17 protein-coding genes and 1 tRNA gene are annotated in these 20767 nt (G+C 33.7%); 1 reads left to right on the top strand and 17 read right to left on the bottom strand.

The window, feature by feature from the left end; translation table 11 throughout:
- Positions 1 to 78 precede the first annotated feature (78 nt).
- The 8 genes from DMR38_RS03645 to DMR38_RS21685 all read right to left on the bottom strand — a co-directional run bounded on the left by DMR38_RS03645 (position 79) and on the right by DMR38_RS21685 (position 8084).
- Positions 79 to 1056 (bottom strand): uroporphyrinogen decarboxylase family protein, encoded by a 978-nt coding sequence (locus DMR38_RS03645; protein ID WP_127720036.1) that lies wholly within the window; start codon positions 1054 to 1056, stop codon positions 79 to 81.
- A 34-nt stretch (positions 1057 to 1090) separates the two neighbouring features.
- The gene (locus DMR38_RS03640) at positions 1091 to 1723 is read right to left on the bottom strand and encodes a corrinoid protein (protein ID WP_127720035.1); all 633 of its coding nucleotides are present in this window, start codon (positions 1721 to 1723) and stop codon (positions 1091 to 1093) included.
- Positions 1724 to 1750: 27 nt separating this feature from the next.
- The gene (locus DMR38_RS03635) at positions 1751 to 2554 is read right to left on the bottom strand and encodes a methyltetrahydrofolate cobalamin methyltransferase (protein WP_127720034.1); all 804 of its coding nucleotides are present in this window, start codon (positions 2552 to 2554) and stop codon (positions 1751 to 1753) included.
- 727 nt (positions 2555 to 3281) lie between these two features.
- A complete protein-coding gene (locus DMR38_RS03630; RefSeq protein ID WP_127720033.1) occupies positions 3282 to 5105 on the bottom strand; it encodes an ASKHA domain-containing protein in 1824 nt (607 codons plus the stop codon).
- Positions 5106 to 5394: 289 nt separating this feature from the next.
- Positions 5395 to 6372, bottom strand: a complete 978-nt coding sequence (locus tag DMR38_RS03625; protein ID WP_127720032.1) for a uroporphyrinogen decarboxylase family protein — start codon at positions 6370 to 6372, stop codon at positions 5395 to 5397.
- A gap of 23 nt (positions 6373 to 6395) precedes the next feature.
- On the bottom strand, positions 6396 to 7028 hold the full coding sequence (locus DMR38_RS03620; RefSeq protein WP_127720028.1) for a corrinoid protein: 633 nt from the start codon (positions 7026 to 7028) through the stop codon (positions 6396 to 6398).
- Positions 7029 to 7100: 72 nt separating this feature from the next.
- Positions 7101 to 7904: a methyltetrahydrofolate cobalamin methyltransferase gene (locus tag DMR38_RS03615; protein ID WP_127720027.1), complete on the bottom strand. Its 804-nt coding sequence runs from the start codon at positions 7902 to 7904 to the stop codon at positions 7101 to 7103.
- Between the two features lie 27 nt (positions 7905 to 7931).
- Positions 7932 to 8084, bottom strand: a complete 153-nt coding sequence (locus DMR38_RS21685; RefSeq protein WP_175412914.1) for a hypothetical protein — start codon at positions 8082 to 8084, stop codon at positions 7932 to 7934.
- A 505-nt stretch (positions 8085 to 8589) separates the two neighbouring features.
- Between DMR38_RS21685 and DMR38_RS03610 the strand changes: the two genes are divergently transcribed.
- Positions 8590 to 10155, top strand: a complete 1566-nt coding sequence (locus tag DMR38_RS03610) for a helix-turn-helix domain-containing protein (RefSeq protein WP_175412913.1) — start codon at positions 8590 to 8592, stop codon at positions 10153 to 10155.
- 98 nt (positions 10156 to 10253) lie between these two features.
- Here the strand turns inward: DMR38_RS03610 and DMR38_RS03605 are convergent, their stop codons facing one another.
- From DMR38_RS03605 to DMR38_RS03570, 9 genes are all read right to left on the bottom strand, one after another.
- The gene (locus DMR38_RS03605; protein WP_127720030.1) at positions 10254 to 12077 is read right to left on the bottom strand and encodes an ASKHA domain-containing protein; all 1824 of its coding nucleotides are present in this window, start codon (positions 12075 to 12077) and stop codon (positions 10254 to 10256) included.
- Between the two features lie 230 nt (positions 12078 to 12307).
- On the bottom strand, positions 12308 to 13285 hold the full coding sequence (locus tag DMR38_RS03600; protein WP_127720029.1) for a uroporphyrinogen decarboxylase family protein: 978 nt from the start codon (positions 13283 to 13285) through the stop codon (positions 12308 to 12310).
- A 23-nt stretch (positions 13286 to 13308) separates the two neighbouring features.
- Entirely contained in the window at positions 13309 to 13941 is a 633-nt protein-coding gene (locus DMR38_RS03595; protein ID WP_127720028.1) for a corrinoid protein, read from the bottom strand.
- Between the two features lie 72 nt (positions 13942 to 14013).
- Positions 14014 to 14817: a methyltetrahydrofolate cobalamin methyltransferase gene (locus DMR38_RS03590; protein WP_127720027.1), complete on the bottom strand. Its 804-nt coding sequence runs from the start codon at positions 14815 to 14817 to the stop codon at positions 14014 to 14016.
- Positions 14818 to 15478: 661 nt separating this feature from the next.
- Positions 15479 to 15575 (bottom strand) — tRNA-Sec (locus DMR38_RS21680).
- 64 nt (positions 15576 to 15639) lie between these two features.
- Positions 15640 to 17547, bottom strand: a complete 1908-nt coding sequence (gene selB, locus DMR38_RS03585) for a selenocysteine-specific translation elongation factor (protein ID WP_127720026.1) — start codon at positions 17545 to 17547, stop codon at positions 15640 to 15642.
- 60 nt (positions 17548 to 17607) lie between these two features.
- A complete protein-coding gene (gene selA / locus DMR38_RS03580; protein ID WP_127720025.1) occupies positions 17608 to 18990 on the bottom strand; it encodes an L-seryl-tRNA(Sec) selenium transferase in 1383 nt (460 codons plus the stop codon).
- A gap of 26 nt (positions 18991 to 19016) precedes the next feature.
- A complete protein-coding gene (gene selD, locus DMR38_RS03575) occupies positions 19017 to 20051 on the bottom strand; it encodes a selenide, water dikinase SelD (RefSeq protein ID WP_127720024.1) in 1035 nt (344 codons plus the stop codon).
- A gap of 74 nt (positions 20052 to 20125) precedes the next feature.
- On the bottom strand, positions 20126 to 20743 hold the full coding sequence (locus tag DMR38_RS03570; protein WP_127720023.1) for a helix-hairpin-helix domain-containing protein: 618 nt from the start codon (positions 20741 to 20743) through the stop codon (positions 20126 to 20128).
- Positions 20744 to 20767 lie beyond the last annotated feature (24 nt).

Raw genomic sequence — 20767 nt, 5'->3', positions numbered from 1 at the left:
TTATAAATAAAACATAATTATTTATAAAAATCTCTTTTTTTGTTTTACAAGAAAAATGTTTTCTTTCAGTTATGTAGCTTAAAACATTTTTTTACTCATTTCATCTATTGCCTTACTTACTGTCTCATATACATTTGGAAAATACCCCTGAGGTAAACCCGCAGTCAGGCATGGAATAAAGTATTTTTTTCCATTAGCTTTGCAAGCTTCTTCCACATGTTTGATACAATTTTCAAGTGTCCAATCCGGAAAGTCAATCAAACCACTGTGGAGCCCTCCCATAAAGGATATTTTTCCACCATATTGCTTGATCAGTTCAGGAATGTTATTAGTGTTCATAACACCTTGCCAGATATCGATGCCCAATTCAATCATATATGGAACCAGGTTAGCAGCATAAGAATCACTGTGGTGAACAATCAATTCAACACCATTGGCTTTATAGTAACCATAGATTTTTTTATAAGCAGGGAAAAAGAACTCTTCAAACATTTTAGGAGCCACAAAAGAGTTTTTTTGGCTGCCCCAATCATCATGATGGAAAATACAATCCGGATGGATTTTTTCAACTATCACTTTTGCAGCATCCAGCTCATACTGCGTAATGGCGTCAATTAATTCATGCATAGCTTCAGGCTCTTCATATAAACCCATTAAGGCATTTTCCATACCCATAAGATGATGTGTCATTTCAAAGACACCCGGGGCATAGAAAGGTGCCACGAATTCTTCATTACGGTCAACAGAATTGGCATGAGCAATAGCCGGAGCCCAGGCTTCATCGGAAGTCGGAATTGTAGGAATTTTAACGGATTCCTTCCATTCAGTAATATCTTTTAAAACTATGTGTTCTGCATCATGAACAGGGAACGCACCAAGTTGACCTTCTGGCCATTGCCATGTTATCCCCCACTTATCTTTCCAAGTACCACCGTATTGGGACTTAACTCCCAAAGGCATTTCCATGATCATATTCAAAAATTCATATTGATTAACAAAACGATCCGGATTTCCACCTTTAATAGTTTCAAGTAAATTCTGTTTTTTAGTTAGCATACATCAATACCTCCTTATATTATTTATAATATATTTATGCCGTTGCCAATTCTTTAGCCTTAACTGCAGCGCTACCTGCATCAGGTGTATATGCATCTGCCCCTATTGAAGCTGCAAATTCAGCTGTTACAGGAGCACCACCAACCATTATCTTGAATCCTTTTAATCCACTTTTTCTTAAAGTCTCAACTGTCTTCTTCAAAGCTGCCATTGTTGTAGTAAGAAGTGCTGAACATGCTACTATTTTTACATTTTCATTTGCCTTAACTGCTTCAACAAATCTATCAGCAGGTACATCTACGCCAAGATCTACTATTTTGAATCCAGTACTTTCCATCATCATTGAAACTAGATTTTTCCCAATATCATGTAAATCTCCTGCTACTGTGCCAATAATACATGTGCCTAAGGAAGCTGAAGACCCGCTTGCAAGATGGGGTTTAAGCACTTCTACACCTCTTGACATTGCTTTTGCTGCTATTAGCATTTCAGGTACGAATATTTCTCCTGTGGAGAACTTATCTCCTACAACACCCATTGAATCAATCATAGCTTGAAGTATATCTTCTGCTTTGCTTCCCTCATCTAGTGCTTCCTGCACCAATCCTTTAATAAGTTTAGTTTTACCTGCCTCTAAATTAACTTTTACTTCTTCAATTTTGGACATTATTTTTCCTCCTTATTATCTATATAATTATTTCTTTTTACCAAATATCCCCTCTCTATATGCTCTAATATATTCCATGCAGTACTCGTCTTCACCTAATAGTGCTTCTGTTGCAAACAACATTCCTACCAAATCCTGATTTAATGGATCAAGAATAAAGCTGTCCATTCCTGCATTCATAGCCAATACTGCAAATGCCTGATTGACAATTTTTCTGGCTGGAATATTAAAGGAGATATTACTAACAGCTCCAACAACATGAATCGTAGGATACAATTCTTTGATTTTCTTCATAACTTCGGTTACCATAGTAATCCCTTCTTCTGATGTACACAGCATTTCAATCAAGGGATCAATATGCATCCTAGACGGATCTATATTATATTCTTTTGCTTTTGCCATTAAATCTGCAAATACATCCAAACGGTCTTTAGCAGTCTTTGGAATTCCTTTGTCGCTGTTCAAGAGCGCAACACACTGCCATTTTGTATCAGCAATTGCAGGGAATGCTACGTCAATCTTGTCCCCTTCCATTGACACAGAATTGAAAAGGCCCGGCTTCTTACAGTATTTCATGGCTTCTACACATGTGTGGGCATTAGGACTGTCAACTGCGATTGGCACATCGGTTGCATCCTGTACAATGTCTATAAGCCATTTCATTGTTTCCAGTTCAATGTCATCATCTACTGAAGCACAAACATCAATAAAATCTGCACCTGCTTCTGTTTGCTTTATTGCAAGATTTTTTATAAATTCTGCATCCTTTGCTGCAATAGCTTTACCCGTGGAAGGAATTGCTCCATTAATTTTTTCACCAATTATTATCATAAATATACACCCCTTTAAACATTTATTTTAAGTTACAATTATATCAATTAATGCTACAACACTTTAAATTTCTTTGATTTTCACCCATTGTACACATAGTTGATAAAAATAACGCAGCGAGAGTCAGAAAAATCAGATTTGGTGCTTTTACAAAATTTTTGCATATGATATGTTCATCATTCTGTATTGAAAAAAGTCCTATTAAACATTTACATTAGTGAAGTGTAAACCCTCAGCTGTTCACAACATTTAATTGACCCTAATCATGATATGTATCTGCTGCGTCAATTGAAAGGATATGCCATAATATCTAATTCTCCTGACTGAATTTATACATCTTTTATTATCGTATAAGTAACAGAAGAACCAGCAGAAATCGTTATAATTATACCAACCACTTTATATAATTATATTGTAGCAAATGGAAATTTATAATTCTATTTACATAATGTACATTTTTTTAGAAATAATTTGTACATTATGTATAAATTAGATGAGTTAATTACACTTCGAAGTTCTGAGCAGGATGGGGCATATATTTGTTTTTGAATTGATGAACTAAGGAACATCCTTTTAAAATCTGATATATTTCTAATTCTCTCATGTATTAAGTATTTGACATATCCGATCTTTACTCACACTTGGAAAAGTGTGAGTATTAGAGCGGGTTAGTCATCGGATAAAAATATTCGTCGCATCTTTGACTTGTTATTTTCTTTCAAATGCCTTAATCCAGTATCATAGAATCTATAAAATATTCCTGAAAATCTTCCCTTTTTGATAACTCTATATATGTCGTTTTATTAATAATATCTACTGCACTTTCTCTTATTTGTTTTGACAACAAATATGTTTTAGCTCCACCACCTGCACAATTGCCAACAGATTCAATCTTACCCTTGAGCTCTTTGGGTATCATGCCTATATCAATAGAACTTTCTATATCCATATAATTACCAAATCCACCGCCAATGTACACTTTTTCTATTTCATTAAAGTTTATATTCTTTTCTTTTAAAAGTATTTTGATACCAGCACATACAGCAGCCTTTGCTAATTGAACTTCTCGTACATCCTTTTGTGTAAAGGTAATACTTTCCTCATGTATACTATTTTGTACTAGAATAAACTGTCTCATATTATCTATCTCAACAATCCTATTCTGATAATCCTTGTTTTCCACTTCGTCCGCTCCTGCCATTCTACCTGCTTCATCTAATATTCCAAACTTCACAAACTGTGCCACAGCATCCAGCACTCCTGAACCGCATATTCCGCAGGGTTTTTCATTTCCTATTGTTTCATATATTTTATCCCTTGATAAATCAACCTTGCTTATAGCTCCTTTTACGGCACCAATTCCATGCTTAATATTGGTACCTTCAAAAGCTGGTCCAGCAGCCGTAGAGCAAGTTACTACTTCGTTTTTATTGCCCAGCGCAATTTCTCCATTAGTTCCAAGGTCTAATAATAATGAGTATTTTTCTGAATTTAACATACCACAGGATAATATACCCGCAGTTATATCACTTCCTACAAAAGCTGATATACCAGGAAGTAAGCTTACCATGCCTTTAGTATTAATCCCTATCTCCTTAGCTTCAAGCTCCAGTGCCTTTGTAACTACTGGGATATATGGCGATTTAGTTATATTTTCACATGGAAGTCCAAGTAATAGGTGAATCATAATAGTATTTCCAACAATAACTATATCATATATATTATCTTCACTTATGCTGTTTTTTTTACATAACAGTTCTATCATATCATTAAGCTGACTTATAATATTGTCCCTTAATATACCTAATCCCTTTGGATTTTCAATAGTAAAATTTATTCTTGAAACCACATCAGCCCCATAACTCCTCTGGTTATTAACTCTTGAATCTATATCTATTACTTTCCCATCATTTAGATTTAATAAATAGATTACTATAGTAGTTGTGCCTATATCTACAGCCAATCCATAGTTTTGTTGCAAACAGTTACCCTTTTCTAAATGTAAAAGACGATTCTTATAAAGTGATGCGGTAACATTAAAATCAGCTCCCCTTAACAAATTGCTTATTTGGGGTAAATATTGTAAACCAATAAGTAAATCATCACTTTCACAAGCATCACTTAACCTTCTATAATCATCTCGTTGATCATTAATGGATGGTTTCTCAATTACTAAATATTTTTTCTTCACTACAGTATCTAGAGTATATTGCTGTTCTGTCCCATTTATTAATACTTCCATATCTTTATTCTTTTCTAAAAGTACTATTTCTGCATCTTCATTTATAGTAAAATTACAGGATAACCTAAATCCACTTTCTAACTCTTCTTTAGTTAACTGTTTTATATCAAGTGGAGTAGGTTCCTTTAATCCTTTTATTACTTTAACTTTACATTTTCCACAAATTCCTTTTCCATTGCAGGGACTATCTATAAATATTCCCTTATCCATTAATACATTAAATAAATTTTTACCTGGTTTAACCCTTATGATATCTTTACCCTTTTCTGAATTAATAATAAGTTCAAATTTCTTATTCAAAATATTCATATAATTCCTCCTATGAAGTATTTTTCTTTAAATATAATTATATTCTACTTGAATATACATAATTTAAGTTTTGGAATACAACCGGTTGCGAGCCAGCACTTAAAGATGATGAACTGATTTATAGAACGAACGGAACCTATGGAGTAATTGAAATGTCATTAATAGAAAATGGTGCTATAAGATAATTAAGTTCTTTTTTGCATAAAAAACATTTTGGATTAATTTATTGTTACATTGATCCAAAATGTTTTTTATTTACAAGAAAAATGTTTTATCCCAGTTATGTAGCTTAAAACATTTTTTTACTCATTTCATCTATTGCCTTACTTACTGTCTCATATACATTTGGGAAATACCCCTGAGGTAAACCCGCAGTCAGGCATGGAATAAAGTATTTTTTTCCATTAGCTTTGCAAGCCTCTTCCACATGTTTGATACAATTTTCAATTGTCCAATCCGGAAAGTCAATCAAACCGCTGTGGAGCCCTCCCATAAAGGATATTTTTCCACCATATTGCTTGATCAGTTCAGGAATGTTATTAGTGTTCATAACGCCTTGCCAAATATCGATGCCCAATTCAATCATATATGGAACCAGGTTAGCAGCATAAGAATCACTGTGGTGAACAATCAATTCAACACCATTGGCTTTATAGTAACCATAGATTTTTTTATAAGCCGGAAGAAAGAACTCTTCAAACATTTTAGGAGCCACAAAAGAGTTTTTTTGGCTGCCCCAGTCATCATGATGGAAAATGCAATCTGGATGAATTTTTTCAACTATTACTTTTGCAGCATCCAGCTCATACTGCGTAATGGCATCAATTAACTCATGCATAGCTTCAGGCTCTTCATATAAACCCATTAATGCATCTTCCATGCCCATAAGATGATGTGTCATTTCAAAGACACCCGGAGCATAGAAAGGTGCCACAAATTCCTCGTTACGGTCAACAGAATTGGCATGAGCAATAGCCGGAGCCCAGGCTTCATCGGAAGTCGGAATTGTAGGAATTTTAACGTATTTCTTCCATTCAGTAACATCTTTTAAAACTCTGTGTTCGTCATCATGAACAGGGAACGCACCAAGTTGACCTTCTGGCCACTGCCATGTTATCCCCCACTTATCTTTCCAAGTACCACCGTATTGGGACTTAACTCCCAAAGGCATTTCCATGATCATATTCAAAAATTCATATTGATTAACAAAACGATCCGGATTTCCACCTTTAATAGTTTCGAGTAAATTCTGTCTTTTAGTTAACATACATCAATACCTCCTTATATTATTTATGCCATTGCCAATTCTTTAGCTTTAATTGCAGCACTGCCTGCATCAGGTGTATATGCATCTGCGCCTATTGAAGCTGCAAATTCAGCTGTTATAGGAGCACCACCAACCATTATCTTGAATCCTTTTAATCCACTTTCTTTTAAAGTCTCAACTGTTTTCTTCAAAGCTGCCATTGTTGTAGTAAGAAGTGCTGAACATGCTACTATTTTTACATTTTCATTTCCCTTAACTGCTTCAACAAATTTATCAGCAGGTACATCTACGCCAAGATCTACCATCTTAAATCCAGTACTTTCCATCATCATTGAAACTAGATTTTTCCCAATATCATGTAAATCTCCTGCTACTGTGCCAATAATACATGTGCCTAAGGAAGCTGAAGACCCGCTTGCAAGATGGGGTTTAAGCACTTCTACACCTCTTGACATTGCTTTTGCTGCTATTAGCATTTCAGGTACGAATATTTCTCCTGTGGAGAACTTATCACCTACAACACCCATTGAATCAATCATAGCTTGAAGTATATCTTCTGCTTTGCTTCCCTCATCTAGTGCTTCCTGCACCAATCCTTTAATAAGTTTAGTTTTACCTGCCTCTAAATTAACTTTTACTTCTTCAATTTTAGACATTATCTTTTCCTCCCTATTGTTTTATATAGTTATTTCTCTCTATTATTTTATATAATTATTTCTTTTATATAATTATTTCTTTTTACCAAATATTCCTTCTCTATATGCTCTAATATATTCCATACAGTACTCGTCCTCACCTAATAGTGCTTCTGTTGCAAACAACATTCCTACCAAATCCTGATTTAATGGATCAAGAATAAAGCTGTCCATTCCTGCATTCATAGCCAATACTGCAAATGCCTGATTGACAATTTTTCTGGCTGGAATATTAAAGGAGATATTACTAACAGCTCCAACAACATGAATCGTAGGATACAATTCTTTGATTTTCTTCATAACTTCGGTTACCATAGTAATCCCTTCTTCTGATGTACACAGCATTTCAATCAAGGGATCAATATGCATCCTAGACGGATCTATATTATATTCTTTTGCTTTTGCCATTAAATCTGCAAATACATCCAAACGGTCTTTAGCAGTCTTTGGAATTCCTTTGTCGCTGTTCAAGAGCGCAACACACTGCCATTTTGTATCAGCAATTGCAGGGAATGCTACGTCAATCTTGTCCCCTTCCATTGACACAGAATTGAAAAGACCCGGTTTCTTACAGTATTTCATGGCTTCTACACATGTGTGGGCATTAGGACTGTCAACTGCGATTGGCACATCGGTTGCATCCTGTACAATGTCTATAAGCCATTTCATTGTTTCCAGTTCAATGTCATCATCTACTGAAGCACAAACATCAATAAAATCTGCACCTGCTTCTGTTTGCTTTATTGCAAGATTTCTTATGAATTCTGCATCCTTTGCTGCAATGGCTTTACCCGTGGAAGGAATTGCTCCATTAATTTTTTCACCAATTATTATCATAAATATACACCCCTTTAAACATTTATTTTAAGTTACAATTATATCAATTAATACTACAACACTTCTAATTTCTTTGATTTGTACCTTATGCTTTTCATGCAAACTTTTTCCACTTTTAATAAATCCAATTACGGCACTACTTCTAATCCCAATACGACGCCCATAACAATCAAATAGCATACCAACATATAGTAATCGTTGACAATTGCAATATCATTGACTAAATTATCATTTTTATTACTTACAATAGATATCACAACCATATCACCCATATTATATACATAGTTAATAAAAATAAAGCATCGAGAGTCATAAAACCATATTGGTGCTTTTACAATATTTTTGGATATGATATGTTTATCATCCTACCACGAAAAAAGTCTCATTAAACATTTACATTAGAGAAATGTAATATCCTCAGCTGTTCACAGCATTTAATTGACCCTAATCATGATATATATGTGTTGTGTTAATTGAAAAGATATACCATAATTTCTCATTCTCCTGACTTAATTTATACATTTTTTATTATCATATAAGTAACAAAAGAACCGACAGAAATCGTTGTAATTTATCAATTATTTGATATAATTATATTATAACAAATAGAAATTTGTAATTCTATTTACAGAATATACATTTTTTGAAGAATAATTTATACAAAATGTATGAATTAGAGGTGCTTATGAAATTAAATGCATATATTATCAAAGACTACGTATCATTTCCTATAATCACAAGTTTTTTGAATTCCAATCCTGTTGATTGCAACCTGAAACGTGTGACAGTTTACCGTAAGGATAAAACGCGGCAATCTTCCGATTTGACTTTGATTAAATTAGATGAGTTAATCGCACTTCGAAATTCTGAGCAGGGTGGGGCATATATTTGTTTGGGATATGATAAAAATATAGAATTTAACAAAAACATGGATATTATTTTTGTAACCCCAGAACTTAATCCACTAGAAATAATGGAAAAGCTGCAGGATACGTTCAACCTGTTTTCAAATTGGGAGAAAAAGCTTTTAGAGTTGTTAACCAATAACGCTCCGCTGAAAGAGCTTGGTGAATCTGCACTTCCATTTATAAACAACCCGATTGGAATATATACGCCGGGACTTCGAAACATTTTTTTCTGCGAGAGAAAAAAATCGAGAAATCTGATGCTGTATTCAGAGGAAGACACCAATAAATATTTAAGTCCAGAAGAAATTGATGAACTAAAGTTTAATCCGGAATTTATCAGTACAATAGACGCTACGGAACCGACATTGTTTTCTGCAGAAATGTGGGGATATCGAATTCTGTTTTACAACATTCGCATTTGCGACATTTACGTAGCGCGCATCGTAATCAGTGAAACAGAGCGGCCATTCAAGATAAGCGACTCACCGTTACTGAAATTTTTAAGTAGCATATTAGAAATTTCTATGGTCAAGCAAGATTTCCCGATGAACGATCATCCTAAAGGCTTTGAAACAATGATCAACCAGATTTTAGACAAACAAAGTGTGGATGAATCAAAACTGCAGAAAATTTTACAGTATAGGAACTGGAATATAACGGATTGCTATTTCTGCATTGCAGTCGAAGTCAGTAGATATGACCAGGTTATTCATACGGTTTCAACTATTGGCTCCATACTCGAGGCAAATATTCCAGGAAGTGTAGCTTTAGAGCAGAAAGACTATATTTTGACGATTGTAAATTTAAATGCAGCTACTAAGACGAGAGAGGAACTGCTATCTGTATTAGTTTATATTTTAAGAGATGGACTTTTGAAAGCTGGTATAAGCGAAGAATTCCACAATTTTAAAAATCTCGATGAATACTATCTTCAAGCATGTGATGCAATTCGCATTGGAAGCATTTATGATGAAACAATTTGGTGCTACCGTTATGAGCACTACGCTCTAAAGCGATTAATTCTCCGGGCGGCCGCTGAATCAAACATAGAAGCTCTCTGCCCCCAGGGCTTGCTCAGATTAATGGACTATGATAAAAAGCACAAGCGGGAATATACCAAAACTTTAAAAATATATTTGCAGAACAATCTGAGTATTGCAAAAACTATACGGCACCTTTATGTGCAGAGGGCAACATTTTTATATCAGCTGAAGCGGATTCTTAAAATATCGGAATTAGATTTAGATGATCCTAAAGTCAAGCTTCATTTGCTAATCGTATTTGAAATAATGGAAGAAAGAAGTTTAATTTTGAATGTCAAAGAACATCCTTTTAAAATCTGATATTTTTAAAAATTCATGTCAATTTCTATAACTAAAGATATTAGGTATTTTCAAAGAAATAACTAGTCAGTATGCTAGCCTATTTTCTTTCAAATGCCTTAATCCAGTATCATAGAATCTATAAAATATTCCTGAAAATCTTCCCTTTTTGATAACTCTATATATGTCGTTTTATTAATAATATCTACTGCACTTTCTCTTATTTGTTTTGACAACAAATAAGTTTTAGCTCCACCACCTGCACAATTGCCAACAGATTCAATCTTACCTTTGAGCTCTTTGGGTATCATGCCTATATCAACAGAACTTTCTATATCCATATAATTACCAAATCCACCGCCAATGTACACTTTTTCTATTTCATTAAATTTTATATTCTTTTCTTTTAAAAGTATTTTGATACCAGCACATACAGCAGCCTTTGCTAATTGAACTTCTCGTACATCCTTTTGTGTAAAGGTAATACTTTCCTCATGTATACTATTTTGTACTAGAATAAACTGTCTCATATTATCTATCTCAACAATCCTATTCTGATAATCCTTGTTTTCCACTTCGTCCGCTCCTGCCATTCTACCTGCTTCATCTAATATTCCAAACTTCACAAACTGTGCCACAGCATCCAGCACTCCTGAACCGCATATTCCGCAGGGTTTTTCATTTCCTATTGTTTCATATATTTTATCCCTTGATAAATCAACCTTGCTTATAGCTCCTTTTACGGCACCAATTCCATGCTTAATATTGGTACCTTCAAAAGCTGGTCCAGCAGCCGTAGAGCAAGTTACTACTTCGTTTTTATTGCCCAGCGCAATTTCTCCATTAGTCCCAAGGTCTAATAATAATGAGTATTTTTCTGAATTTAACATACCACAGGATAATATACCCGCAGTTATATCACTTCCTACAAAAGCTGATATACCAGGAAGTAAACTTACCATGCCTTTAGTCTTAATTCCTATCTCCTTAGCTTCAAGCTCCAGTGCCTTTGTAACTACTGGGATATATGGCGATTTAGTTATATTTTCACATGGAAGTCCAAGTAATAGGTGAATCATAATAGTATTTCCAACAATAACTATATCATATATATTATCTTCACTTATGCTATTTTTTTTACATAACAGTTCTATCATATCATTAAGCTGACTTATAATATTGTCCCTTAATATACCTAATCCCTTTGGATTTTCAATAGTAAAATTTATTCTTGAAACCACATCAGCCCCATAACTCCTCTGGTTATTAACTCTTGAATCTATATCTATTACTTTCCCATCATTTAGATTTAATAAATAGATTACTATAGTAGTTGTGCCTATATCTACAGCCAATCCATAGTTTTGTTGCAAACAGTTACCCTTTTCTAAATGTAAAAGACGATTCTTATAAAGTGATGCGGTAACATTAAAATCAGCTCCCCTTAACAAATTGCTTATTTGGGGTAAATATTGTAAACCAATAAGTAAATCATCACTTTCACAAGCATCACTTAACCTTCTATAATCATCTCGTTGATCATTAATGGATGGTTTCTCAATTACTAAATATTTTTTCTTCACTACAGTATCTAGAGTATATTGCTGTTCTGTCCCATTTATTAACACTTCCATATCTTTATTCTTTTCTAAAAGTACTATTTCTGCATCCTCATTTATAGTAAAATTACAGGATAACCTAAATCCACTTTCTAACTCTTCTTTAGTTAACTGTTTTATATCAAGTGGAGTAGGTTCCTTTAATCCTTTTATTACTTTAACTTTACATTTTCCACAAATTCCTTTTCCATTGCAGGGACTATCTATAAATATTCCCTTATCCATTAATACATTAAATAAATTTTCACCTGGTTTAACCCTTATGATATCTTTACCCTTTTCTGAATTAATAATAAGTTTAAATTTCTTATTCAAAATATTCATATAATTCCTCCTATGAAGTATTTTTCTTTAAATATAATTATATTCTACTTGAACTGATTTATGGAATATGCAGAACCTATGGAGTAACTGAAATGTCATTAATAGAAAATGGTGCTATAAGATAATTAAGTTCTTTTTTGCATAAAAAACATTTTGGATTAATTTATTGTTAACATTGATCCAAAATGTTTTTTATTTACAACAAAAATGTTTTATTCCAGTTATGTAGCTTAAAACATTTTTTTACTCATTTCATCTATTGCCTTAGTTACTGTCTCATATACATTTGGGAAATACCCCTGAGGTAAACCCGCAGTCAGGCATGGAATAAAGTGTTTCTTTCCATTAGCTTTGCAGGCTTCTTCCACATGTTTGATACAATTTTCAAGTGTCCAATCCGGAAAGTCAATCAAACCACTGTGGAGCCCTCCCATAAAGGATATTTTTCCACCATATTGCTTAATTAGTTCAGGAATGTTATTAGTGTTCATAACGCCTTGCCATATATCGATGCCCATTTCAATCATATATGGAACCAGGTTAGCAGCATAAGAATCGCTGTGGTGAACAATCAATTCAACACCATTGGCTTTATAGTAACCATAGATTTTTTTATAAGCCGGAAGAAAGAACTCTTCAAACATTTTAGGAGCCACAAAAGAGTTTTTTTGGCTGCCCCAGTCATCATGATGGAAAATGCAATCTGGATGAATTTTTTCAACTATCACTTTTGCAAAATCCAACTCATACTGAGTAAGGGCATCAATTAACTCATGCATAGCTTCAGGTTCTTCATATAAACTCATTAATGCATTTTCCATACCCATAAGATGATGTGTCATTTCAAAGATACCTGGGGCATAGAAAGGTGCCACAAATTCCTCGTTACGGTCGACAGAATTGGCATGAGCAATAGCCGGAGCCCAGGCTTCATCGGAAGTCGGAATTGTAGGAAATTTAACGGATTCCTTCCATTCAGTAGCATCTTTTAAAACTATGTGTTCTGCATCATGAACAGGGAAAGAACCAAGCTGACCTTCTGGCCACTGCCATGTTATCCCCCAATTATCTTTCCAAGTACTACCGTAATTGAACTCAACTCCCAAAGGCACTTCCATGATAATATTCAAAAATTCATATTGATTAACAAAACGATCCGGATTTCCACCTTTAATAGTTTCGAGTAAATTCTGTCTTTTAGTTAACATACATCAATACCTCCTTATATTATTTATGCCATTGCCAATTCTTTAGCTTTAATTGCAGCACTGCCTGCATCAGGTGTATATGCATCTGCGCCTATTGAAGCTGCAAATTCAGCTGTTATAGGAGCACCACCAACCATTATCTTGAATCCTTTTAATCCACTTTCTTTTAAAGTCTCAACTGTTTTCTTCAAAGCTGCCATTGTTGTAGTAAGAAGTGCTGAACATGCTACTATTTTTACATTTTCATTTCCCTTAACTGCTTCAACAAATTTATCAGCAGGTACATCTACGCCAAGATCTACCATCTTAAATCCAGTACTTTCCATCATCATTGAAACTAGATTTTTCCCAATATCATGTAAATCTCCTGCTACTGTGCCAATAATACATGTGCCTAAGGAAGCTGAAGACCCGCTTGCAAGATGGGGTTTAAGCACTTCTACACCTCTTGACATTGCTTTTGCTGCTATTAGCATTTCAGGTACGAATATTTCTCCTGTGGAGAACTTATCACCTACAACACCCATTGAATCAATCATAGCTTGAAGTATATCTTCTGCTTTGCTTCCCTCATCTAGTGCTTCCTGCACCAATCCTTTAATAAGTTTAGTTTTACCTGCCTCTAAATTAACTTTTACTTCTTCAATTTTAGACATTATCTTTTCCTCCCTATTGTTTTATATAGTTATTTCTCTCTATTATTTTATATAATTATTTCTTTTATATAATTATTTCTTTTTACCAAATATTCCTTCTCTATATGCTCTAATATATTCCATACAGTACTCGTCCTCACCTAATAGTGCTTCTGTTGCAAACAACATTCCTACCAAATCCTGATTTAATGGATCAAGAATAAAGCTGTCCATTCCTGCATTCATAGCCAATACTGCAAATGCCTGATTGACAATTTTTCTGGCTGGAATATTAAAGGAGATATTACTAACAGCTCCAACAACATGAATCGTAGGATACAATTCTTTGATTTTCTTCATAACTTCGGTTACCATAGTAATCCCTTCTTCTGATGTACACAGCATTTCAATCAAGGGATCAATATGCATCCTAGACGGATCTATATTATATTCTTTTGCTTTTGCCATTAAATCTGCAAATACATCCAAACGGTCTTTAGCAGTCTTTGGAATTCCTTTGTCGCTGTTCAAGAGCGCAACACACTGCCATTTTGTATCAGCAATTGCAGGGAATGCTACGTCAATCTTGTCCCCTTCCATTGACACAGAATTGAAAAGACCCGGTTTCTTACAGTATTTCATGGCTTCTACACATGTGTGGGCATTAGGACTGTCAACTGCGATTGGCACATCGGTTGCATCCTGTACAATGTCTATAAGCCATTTCATTGTTTCCAGTTCAATGTCATCATCTACTGAAGCACAAACATCAATAAAATCTGCACCTGCTTCTGTTTGCTTTATTGCAAGATTTCTTATGAATTCTGCATCCTTTGCTGCAATGGCTTTACCCGTGGAAGGAATTGCTCCATTAATTTTTTCACCAATTATTATCATAAATATACACCCCTTTAAACATTTACTTTAAGTTACAATTATATCAATTAATACTACTGACAATTACACATCCAAACACAGAAGTAAACGTCAACAAGACAAAGCCGATAATTATCAATGTCTTTTTGTTTATTCTATCTACTAAAGCACTACCAATAAAGCAAAAATCACACCTATTATAGATGGCTCTGATGATAATAGCATTGACTAAGTTATCATTTTTAATACCTGATATGAATTACTTACAATAGATATCACAACCACATAACCCATTATATACATAGTTAATAAAAATAAAGCAGCAAGAGTCAGAAAACCAGATTAGGTGCTTTTACAATATTTTTGGATATGATATGTTTATCATCCTACCCCGAAAAAAGTCCAATTAAACATTTACATTAGGGAAATGTAACCTCCTCTTTTACCATCGTATAAATAACAGAAGAACTAGCAAAAATCGTCATAATTTATCAACTATTTTGATATGATTATATTATAACAAACGGAAATTTGTAATTCTATTTGCAGAATGTACATTTTTTGAAGAATAATTTATACAAAATGTACACATTAGAGGAAGACACCAATAAATATTTAATTCCTCAAAAGAAAAAAGCCTTAAAAGAATTTTGTAAATCCTTCTAAAGCTTGTAATATCAACTGGCGGGAATATGTGAGAATCGAACTCACCCATCGTGGTATTAGCACGACAACACAGTTTTGAAGACTGGCAGGCACACCAGCACCTATCTACTCCCATTTCAAATCACCAAGTACTATTATAAGTAAACCAAAACCCAATGTCAACGAATTCCCATGTGGTTAATAAAGGATTCTTTTATCTTCCATTCTCTTGGTAAACTTTATAGTATCAAAATGCTCCATAAGTGCCAGGGCATACTTTCTACTCGTTTGCAACTCATCTCTAAATTCAGCAATTGATATGCTTCCATGCTCCTTTATAAAATTTATTACAATATCTTTAGCTTTTTCATAGTATTCAGAGAGAAGCCAGAAATTCTCAGAAACTTTAACTATATCTTCCCTATCGACTAAAGATTCAAATACCATTTTAAATGATTTTTTATCCTTGCACATACTCTCTAAATCTGAATACTTTGGTGGAATAAACTTTTGCTTTTCAAATTCACTCAGTATATTTTTCCTAATAGTATTCTGCATATCATTATATTTAGGTTGAAAATCTATTAGGTATACAAAATTTTTATAAGTCTTTATAACATTTTCTTTTTCCAAAAGCTCCATTATGCAATCATATATTTTTTGCTTAATTTTTTTTCCAAATACTTTATTTTTAATTTCCTCTTTTGATATTCCTATTTTTAAAGAATTATTTTCATGAAACCTTTCTAATATATCCTCTAATACATTAATTTTTTCATTCAAAAAATCTTTATGAAGATATACAGTTTTTTCTCCTCCATTTAGCATTACTATTGTTCCACTATCTACTAGTTTTTTTAACTGATCCTTTATACTGACTTCGTTTTTACCCAAAGCTTTTAATATATCCTCTTCTTTAGGATAATTATCGCTTAAATTTTTAATGACACCTTCTAGTATATTTTGTGTATTCCCTTTTTCTTTTATTCTTAACTCTTCTATATATTCCTCATTAAATCTTTTAGCTTTCTTAGCAGAAGGTTCTATTATAATTCCTCCACCTATTGTACTCATAGGAGAATAGCTTCTTATTACAAATCTATCTTTTCTCTGAGAAGTAAGTTGCTTTTCCAATCTAAATTGAACGTAAGAATCTTCTCCTGGATTTACTTCCTTCTTATCAAGTATCACTACCCTACATATGATTTCACTGGTACCATGGTAAATCCTTACCCTTTGTCTATTCTTCAGAGGTTTTGGTGCACTCTTTAAATAATGTAATTTACAATCTATCATGAGAGATGGTTCCATTAAATTTTCTAGTGATATGACATCTCCCCTATTTATACTACTAGTTTTTACATTTGCTAAATTTATTCCGCATCTTTCACCTGCTTCAGCTTTTTTTACCTGCTTATCATTTATTTGTATACCTCTCACTTTAGATAATACTTTGGAGGGATATATTTGTACTTGTTCACCTTCTCTAATACTTCCACTAATTACAGTACCTGTTACAACTGTGCCAAATCCACTTATAGAAAAAACTCTGTCTATTGGAAGCCTAAAATGTCCTCTTACATCTTTACAGGAAACATCTTTTGTAAGTCTATCTATTTCTTTTGCCAGAGAATCTAAACCGATTTTAGTTTTAGAAGAAACTTTACATATAGGAGCATTCTCTAAAAAAGTTCCTTTAAACTCTTTCTTTATATCCTCTATTACCATATCCAACCACTCTTCATCTACTAGATCTATTTTAGTAACGACGATAATACCTTTACTTACATTTAAAAGTTGAAGTATTTCAAAGTGCTCTCTAGTCTGAGGCATAACTCCCTCATCTGCTGCAATTACCATGAGTACCAAATCTATACCACTAACCCCAGCTAACATATTTTTTATAAATTTTTCGTGACCAGGTACATCTATAATTCCAGCTTTTTTCCCTGATGGCAAATCAAAGAAAGTAAATCCAATGTTTATGGATATTCCTCTTTCTTTCTCTTCTTTTAAAGTATCAGTTTCCCTTCCTGTCAAGGCTCTTATAAGTGCAGTTTTGCCATGGTCTATATGTCCTGCTGTTCCTATTACAACATGCTTCATGCAAAATTACCTCCAAACTGAAATGTATCAAGTTAGACATTTGAAAGAAAATACCTTAAACTACAACTCTGTAAAAGCATCTACCAAAACATCAAAATCCCTATCTAGTATAGTCCTTAAATCCATTATAACTTGATTATGTGCTAACCGTACAATTATAGGTACTCTTCTTTTTCTAAACTTTTTATCCACCTGCTCTGGTGATACACTGCTGCTTTCTGCTTTAATTACATAAGTAGGTATTTTTTGTCCCGGCATAGATCCCCCTCCTACCATAGAATTATCTTCTTCTACAGCAAACTTGAAATTCAAATTCTTATTTTCCAGCTTCTCCTTCAAAATAAAAGCCCTACGTTTTTGCTCATCCTCACCTGCAAGTATCATATGCAGTGTTGGTATATTTTTTATTGCTTCACTTTCATCTAAATAATATTTTAATGTGCCTTCAAGAGCTGCAAGAGTCATTTTATCTATTCTAAGAGCCCTTGTAAGCTGATTTTGTTTCATCTTGTCTATATATTTTTTCTTTCCTACAATTATGCCCGCCTGAGGGCCTCCTAGCATTTTATCTCCACTAAAAGTAACTACATCAACGCCTTTATCTATACTTTTCTGTACTGTAGGCTCATACTCAAATCCATATTTAGAAAAGTCTACAAGTGTTCCGCTTCCTATATCCTCTACTACTGGTATCCTGCTTTTTAATGAAAGTTTCACCAATTCTTCTAAAGACACCTCTTCTGAAAAACCAATTATTTTAAAATTAGATGTGTGAACCTTTAAAAATGCTCCCGTATTTTCACTAAGGGCATTTTCATAATCTTTCAGATGAGTTTTATTAGTTGTTCCTACTTCCACAAGATTAACTCCACTAAATTCCATAACTTCAGGTATTCTAAAAGAGCCCCCTATTTCCACTAGTTGTCCCCTGGACACTATAGCTTCCTTTCCACTGCAAAGAGTATTTAAAACCAAGACCACTGCAGCTGCATTGTTATTTACAACTAAAGAAGCCTCTGCTCCTGTAATTCTTTTGATTAGCTCTTCTACATGACTATACCTGGATCCTCTTGTGCCTTTTTCCAGGTCATATTCTAAATTACTATAATTGTGAGCTGCGTCAATTACATTTTTTAGAGCACCATCACTTAAAATGGATCTTCCTAAGTTAGTATGTATGATAACTCCCGTAGCATTTATTACATTTTTCAAGTTGGGCTGCTTTTTTTGTTCAATTATTATTCTAAAGCTTTTCAATATATCTTCTTTTGTAAAGTTTTCAATTTTACCTTTTAAAATAAGATTTCTATAATTGTCTACAGCTTCTCTCAAAGATTCCATTACAATTTCTTTCATTGTAGTACCAGCCTCTAATTTTACAATTTCTTCATTCAATAGTTCATCCATTTTAGGAATTCTTCTTAACAATTGTTTTTTATCCACAACTTGACTTTCACCCCTTTAAACCATTATTCTACTTCTATATATTTCTTTCCCTGAAAAGGTATGACTTCACCTATTACAGAAGATTTGACTTCAAGCTTTGAAAGTTCCTCCATGATTTTAGTAGCTTCTGTCCTACTGCAGGTTATAAGAAGTCCACCAGACGTCTGTGGATCAAATAAAATATCTTCCATCCACTCAGGTACATTTTCTATTGAATATTTACCTTTCAAATAGTCTTTATTTCTATATGCACCTGCCGGTACCAATCCCATTTCAGCATATTCTCTTGCCTCTTGTATATAAGGTATTCTACTTGCATAAAGCTTTAATGTAACACCAGATGCAGAAGCCATTTCATATCCGTGCCCCATAATTCCAAAACCAGTTACATCTGTACATGCACTTACAGAGTATTTACTTACTATTTCTCCTGCATACTTATTTAAAGTAGACATAACTTTAACTGCCTTATCATAAACTTCTTTAGATGCCATTTCTCCTTTTATGGCAGTATTAATTATTCCTATACCTAAAGGCTTAGTAAGTATAATTACATCCCCTACTTCAGATCCACAATTTTTAAGTATGTTACCAGGATGTACGAGTCCCATAACTGACAACCCATATTTAGGCTCATTATCCTCTACAGTATGGCCTCCAACTACTACTGCACCTGCTTCAATAACTTTATCAGCACCTCCTCTTAGTATTTCTCCTAACACCTCTTCAGGAAGACAGGAAGGAAAACAAACTATATTAAGTGCTACTTTAGGCTTTCCTCCCATGGCATATATATCACTTAGAGAATTTGCTGCAGCTATTTGACCAAAAGTATAAGGATCATCCACTATTGGTGTAAAAAAATCAAGTGTTTGTATTACTGCTGTCTCATTATCTAATTTATAAACCGCAGCATCATCCGAAGTCTCTATTCCAACCATTAAATTTTCATTTTCCATTCGAGGTAACTTACCCAGTATTTTAGAAAGGACCTCCGGTCCTATTTTAGCTGCTCACCCAGAAGTTCGACTAAGTTCTGTTAGTCTCTTATGCTTCAAAATAACACCTCCAATAGAAATTCATTCTCTACAATATTGTACACCATTTTATAACAAACTTCATCTATCTATATCTACCTTACCTCTATCTTATCCTTTATCTTTTCAATGGTTTTATCACCTATTCTTCCTACCTTTTTTAAATCCTCAATAGAAGAAAAATCTCCATTTTTTTCTCTATAGTCTATTATCTTTTGAGCAGTAACATCTCCAACTCCAGGTATTGTTTTTAATTCCTCTTTGGAAGCTTTGTTTATATTTACCTTTCCATCTTGTTCTACTCCTCCACTACTACCTCCTTTTCCCCCGGATTCAGCCTTATTTGCTCCATTCTCTCCTTTTTTGTCCACATATATATAATCTTCATCCTTTAACTTCTTAGCTAAATTTAGTTTACTTGTATCTGCTGCAGCTGTAAATCCACCTGACTCCTTCACAATATCCTGTATTCTACTATCATTTTTTAATTTATACACTCCAGGATTTTTAACTTCCCCATTTACATATACAGTTATGCCTTTATCTGATTTACTTTTAGATACTTCTCCGACATTATCCTGATCTTTAAATACTTCTTCACTTTTCGCTGCAGCATTACTGGATGGCCTTGAGTTTACGTACCCTATAATTAGGAACAAGGCAAATACAATCAAAATAACAATTGAACCTACAATTTTTTTCTTATCTCTCATTACTATTCCCCTTTTATATAATTG

Origin of the sequence: Clostridium sp. AWRP (genome assembly GCF_004006395.2) — a bacterium.
In the GTDB taxonomy this organism is placed as follows: Bacteria; Bacillota; Clostridia; order Clostridiales; family Clostridiaceae; genus Clostridium_B.
Note: the sequence above shows the minus strand (reverse complement) of the source record. Positions and strands in the feature narration are given on the sequence as shown.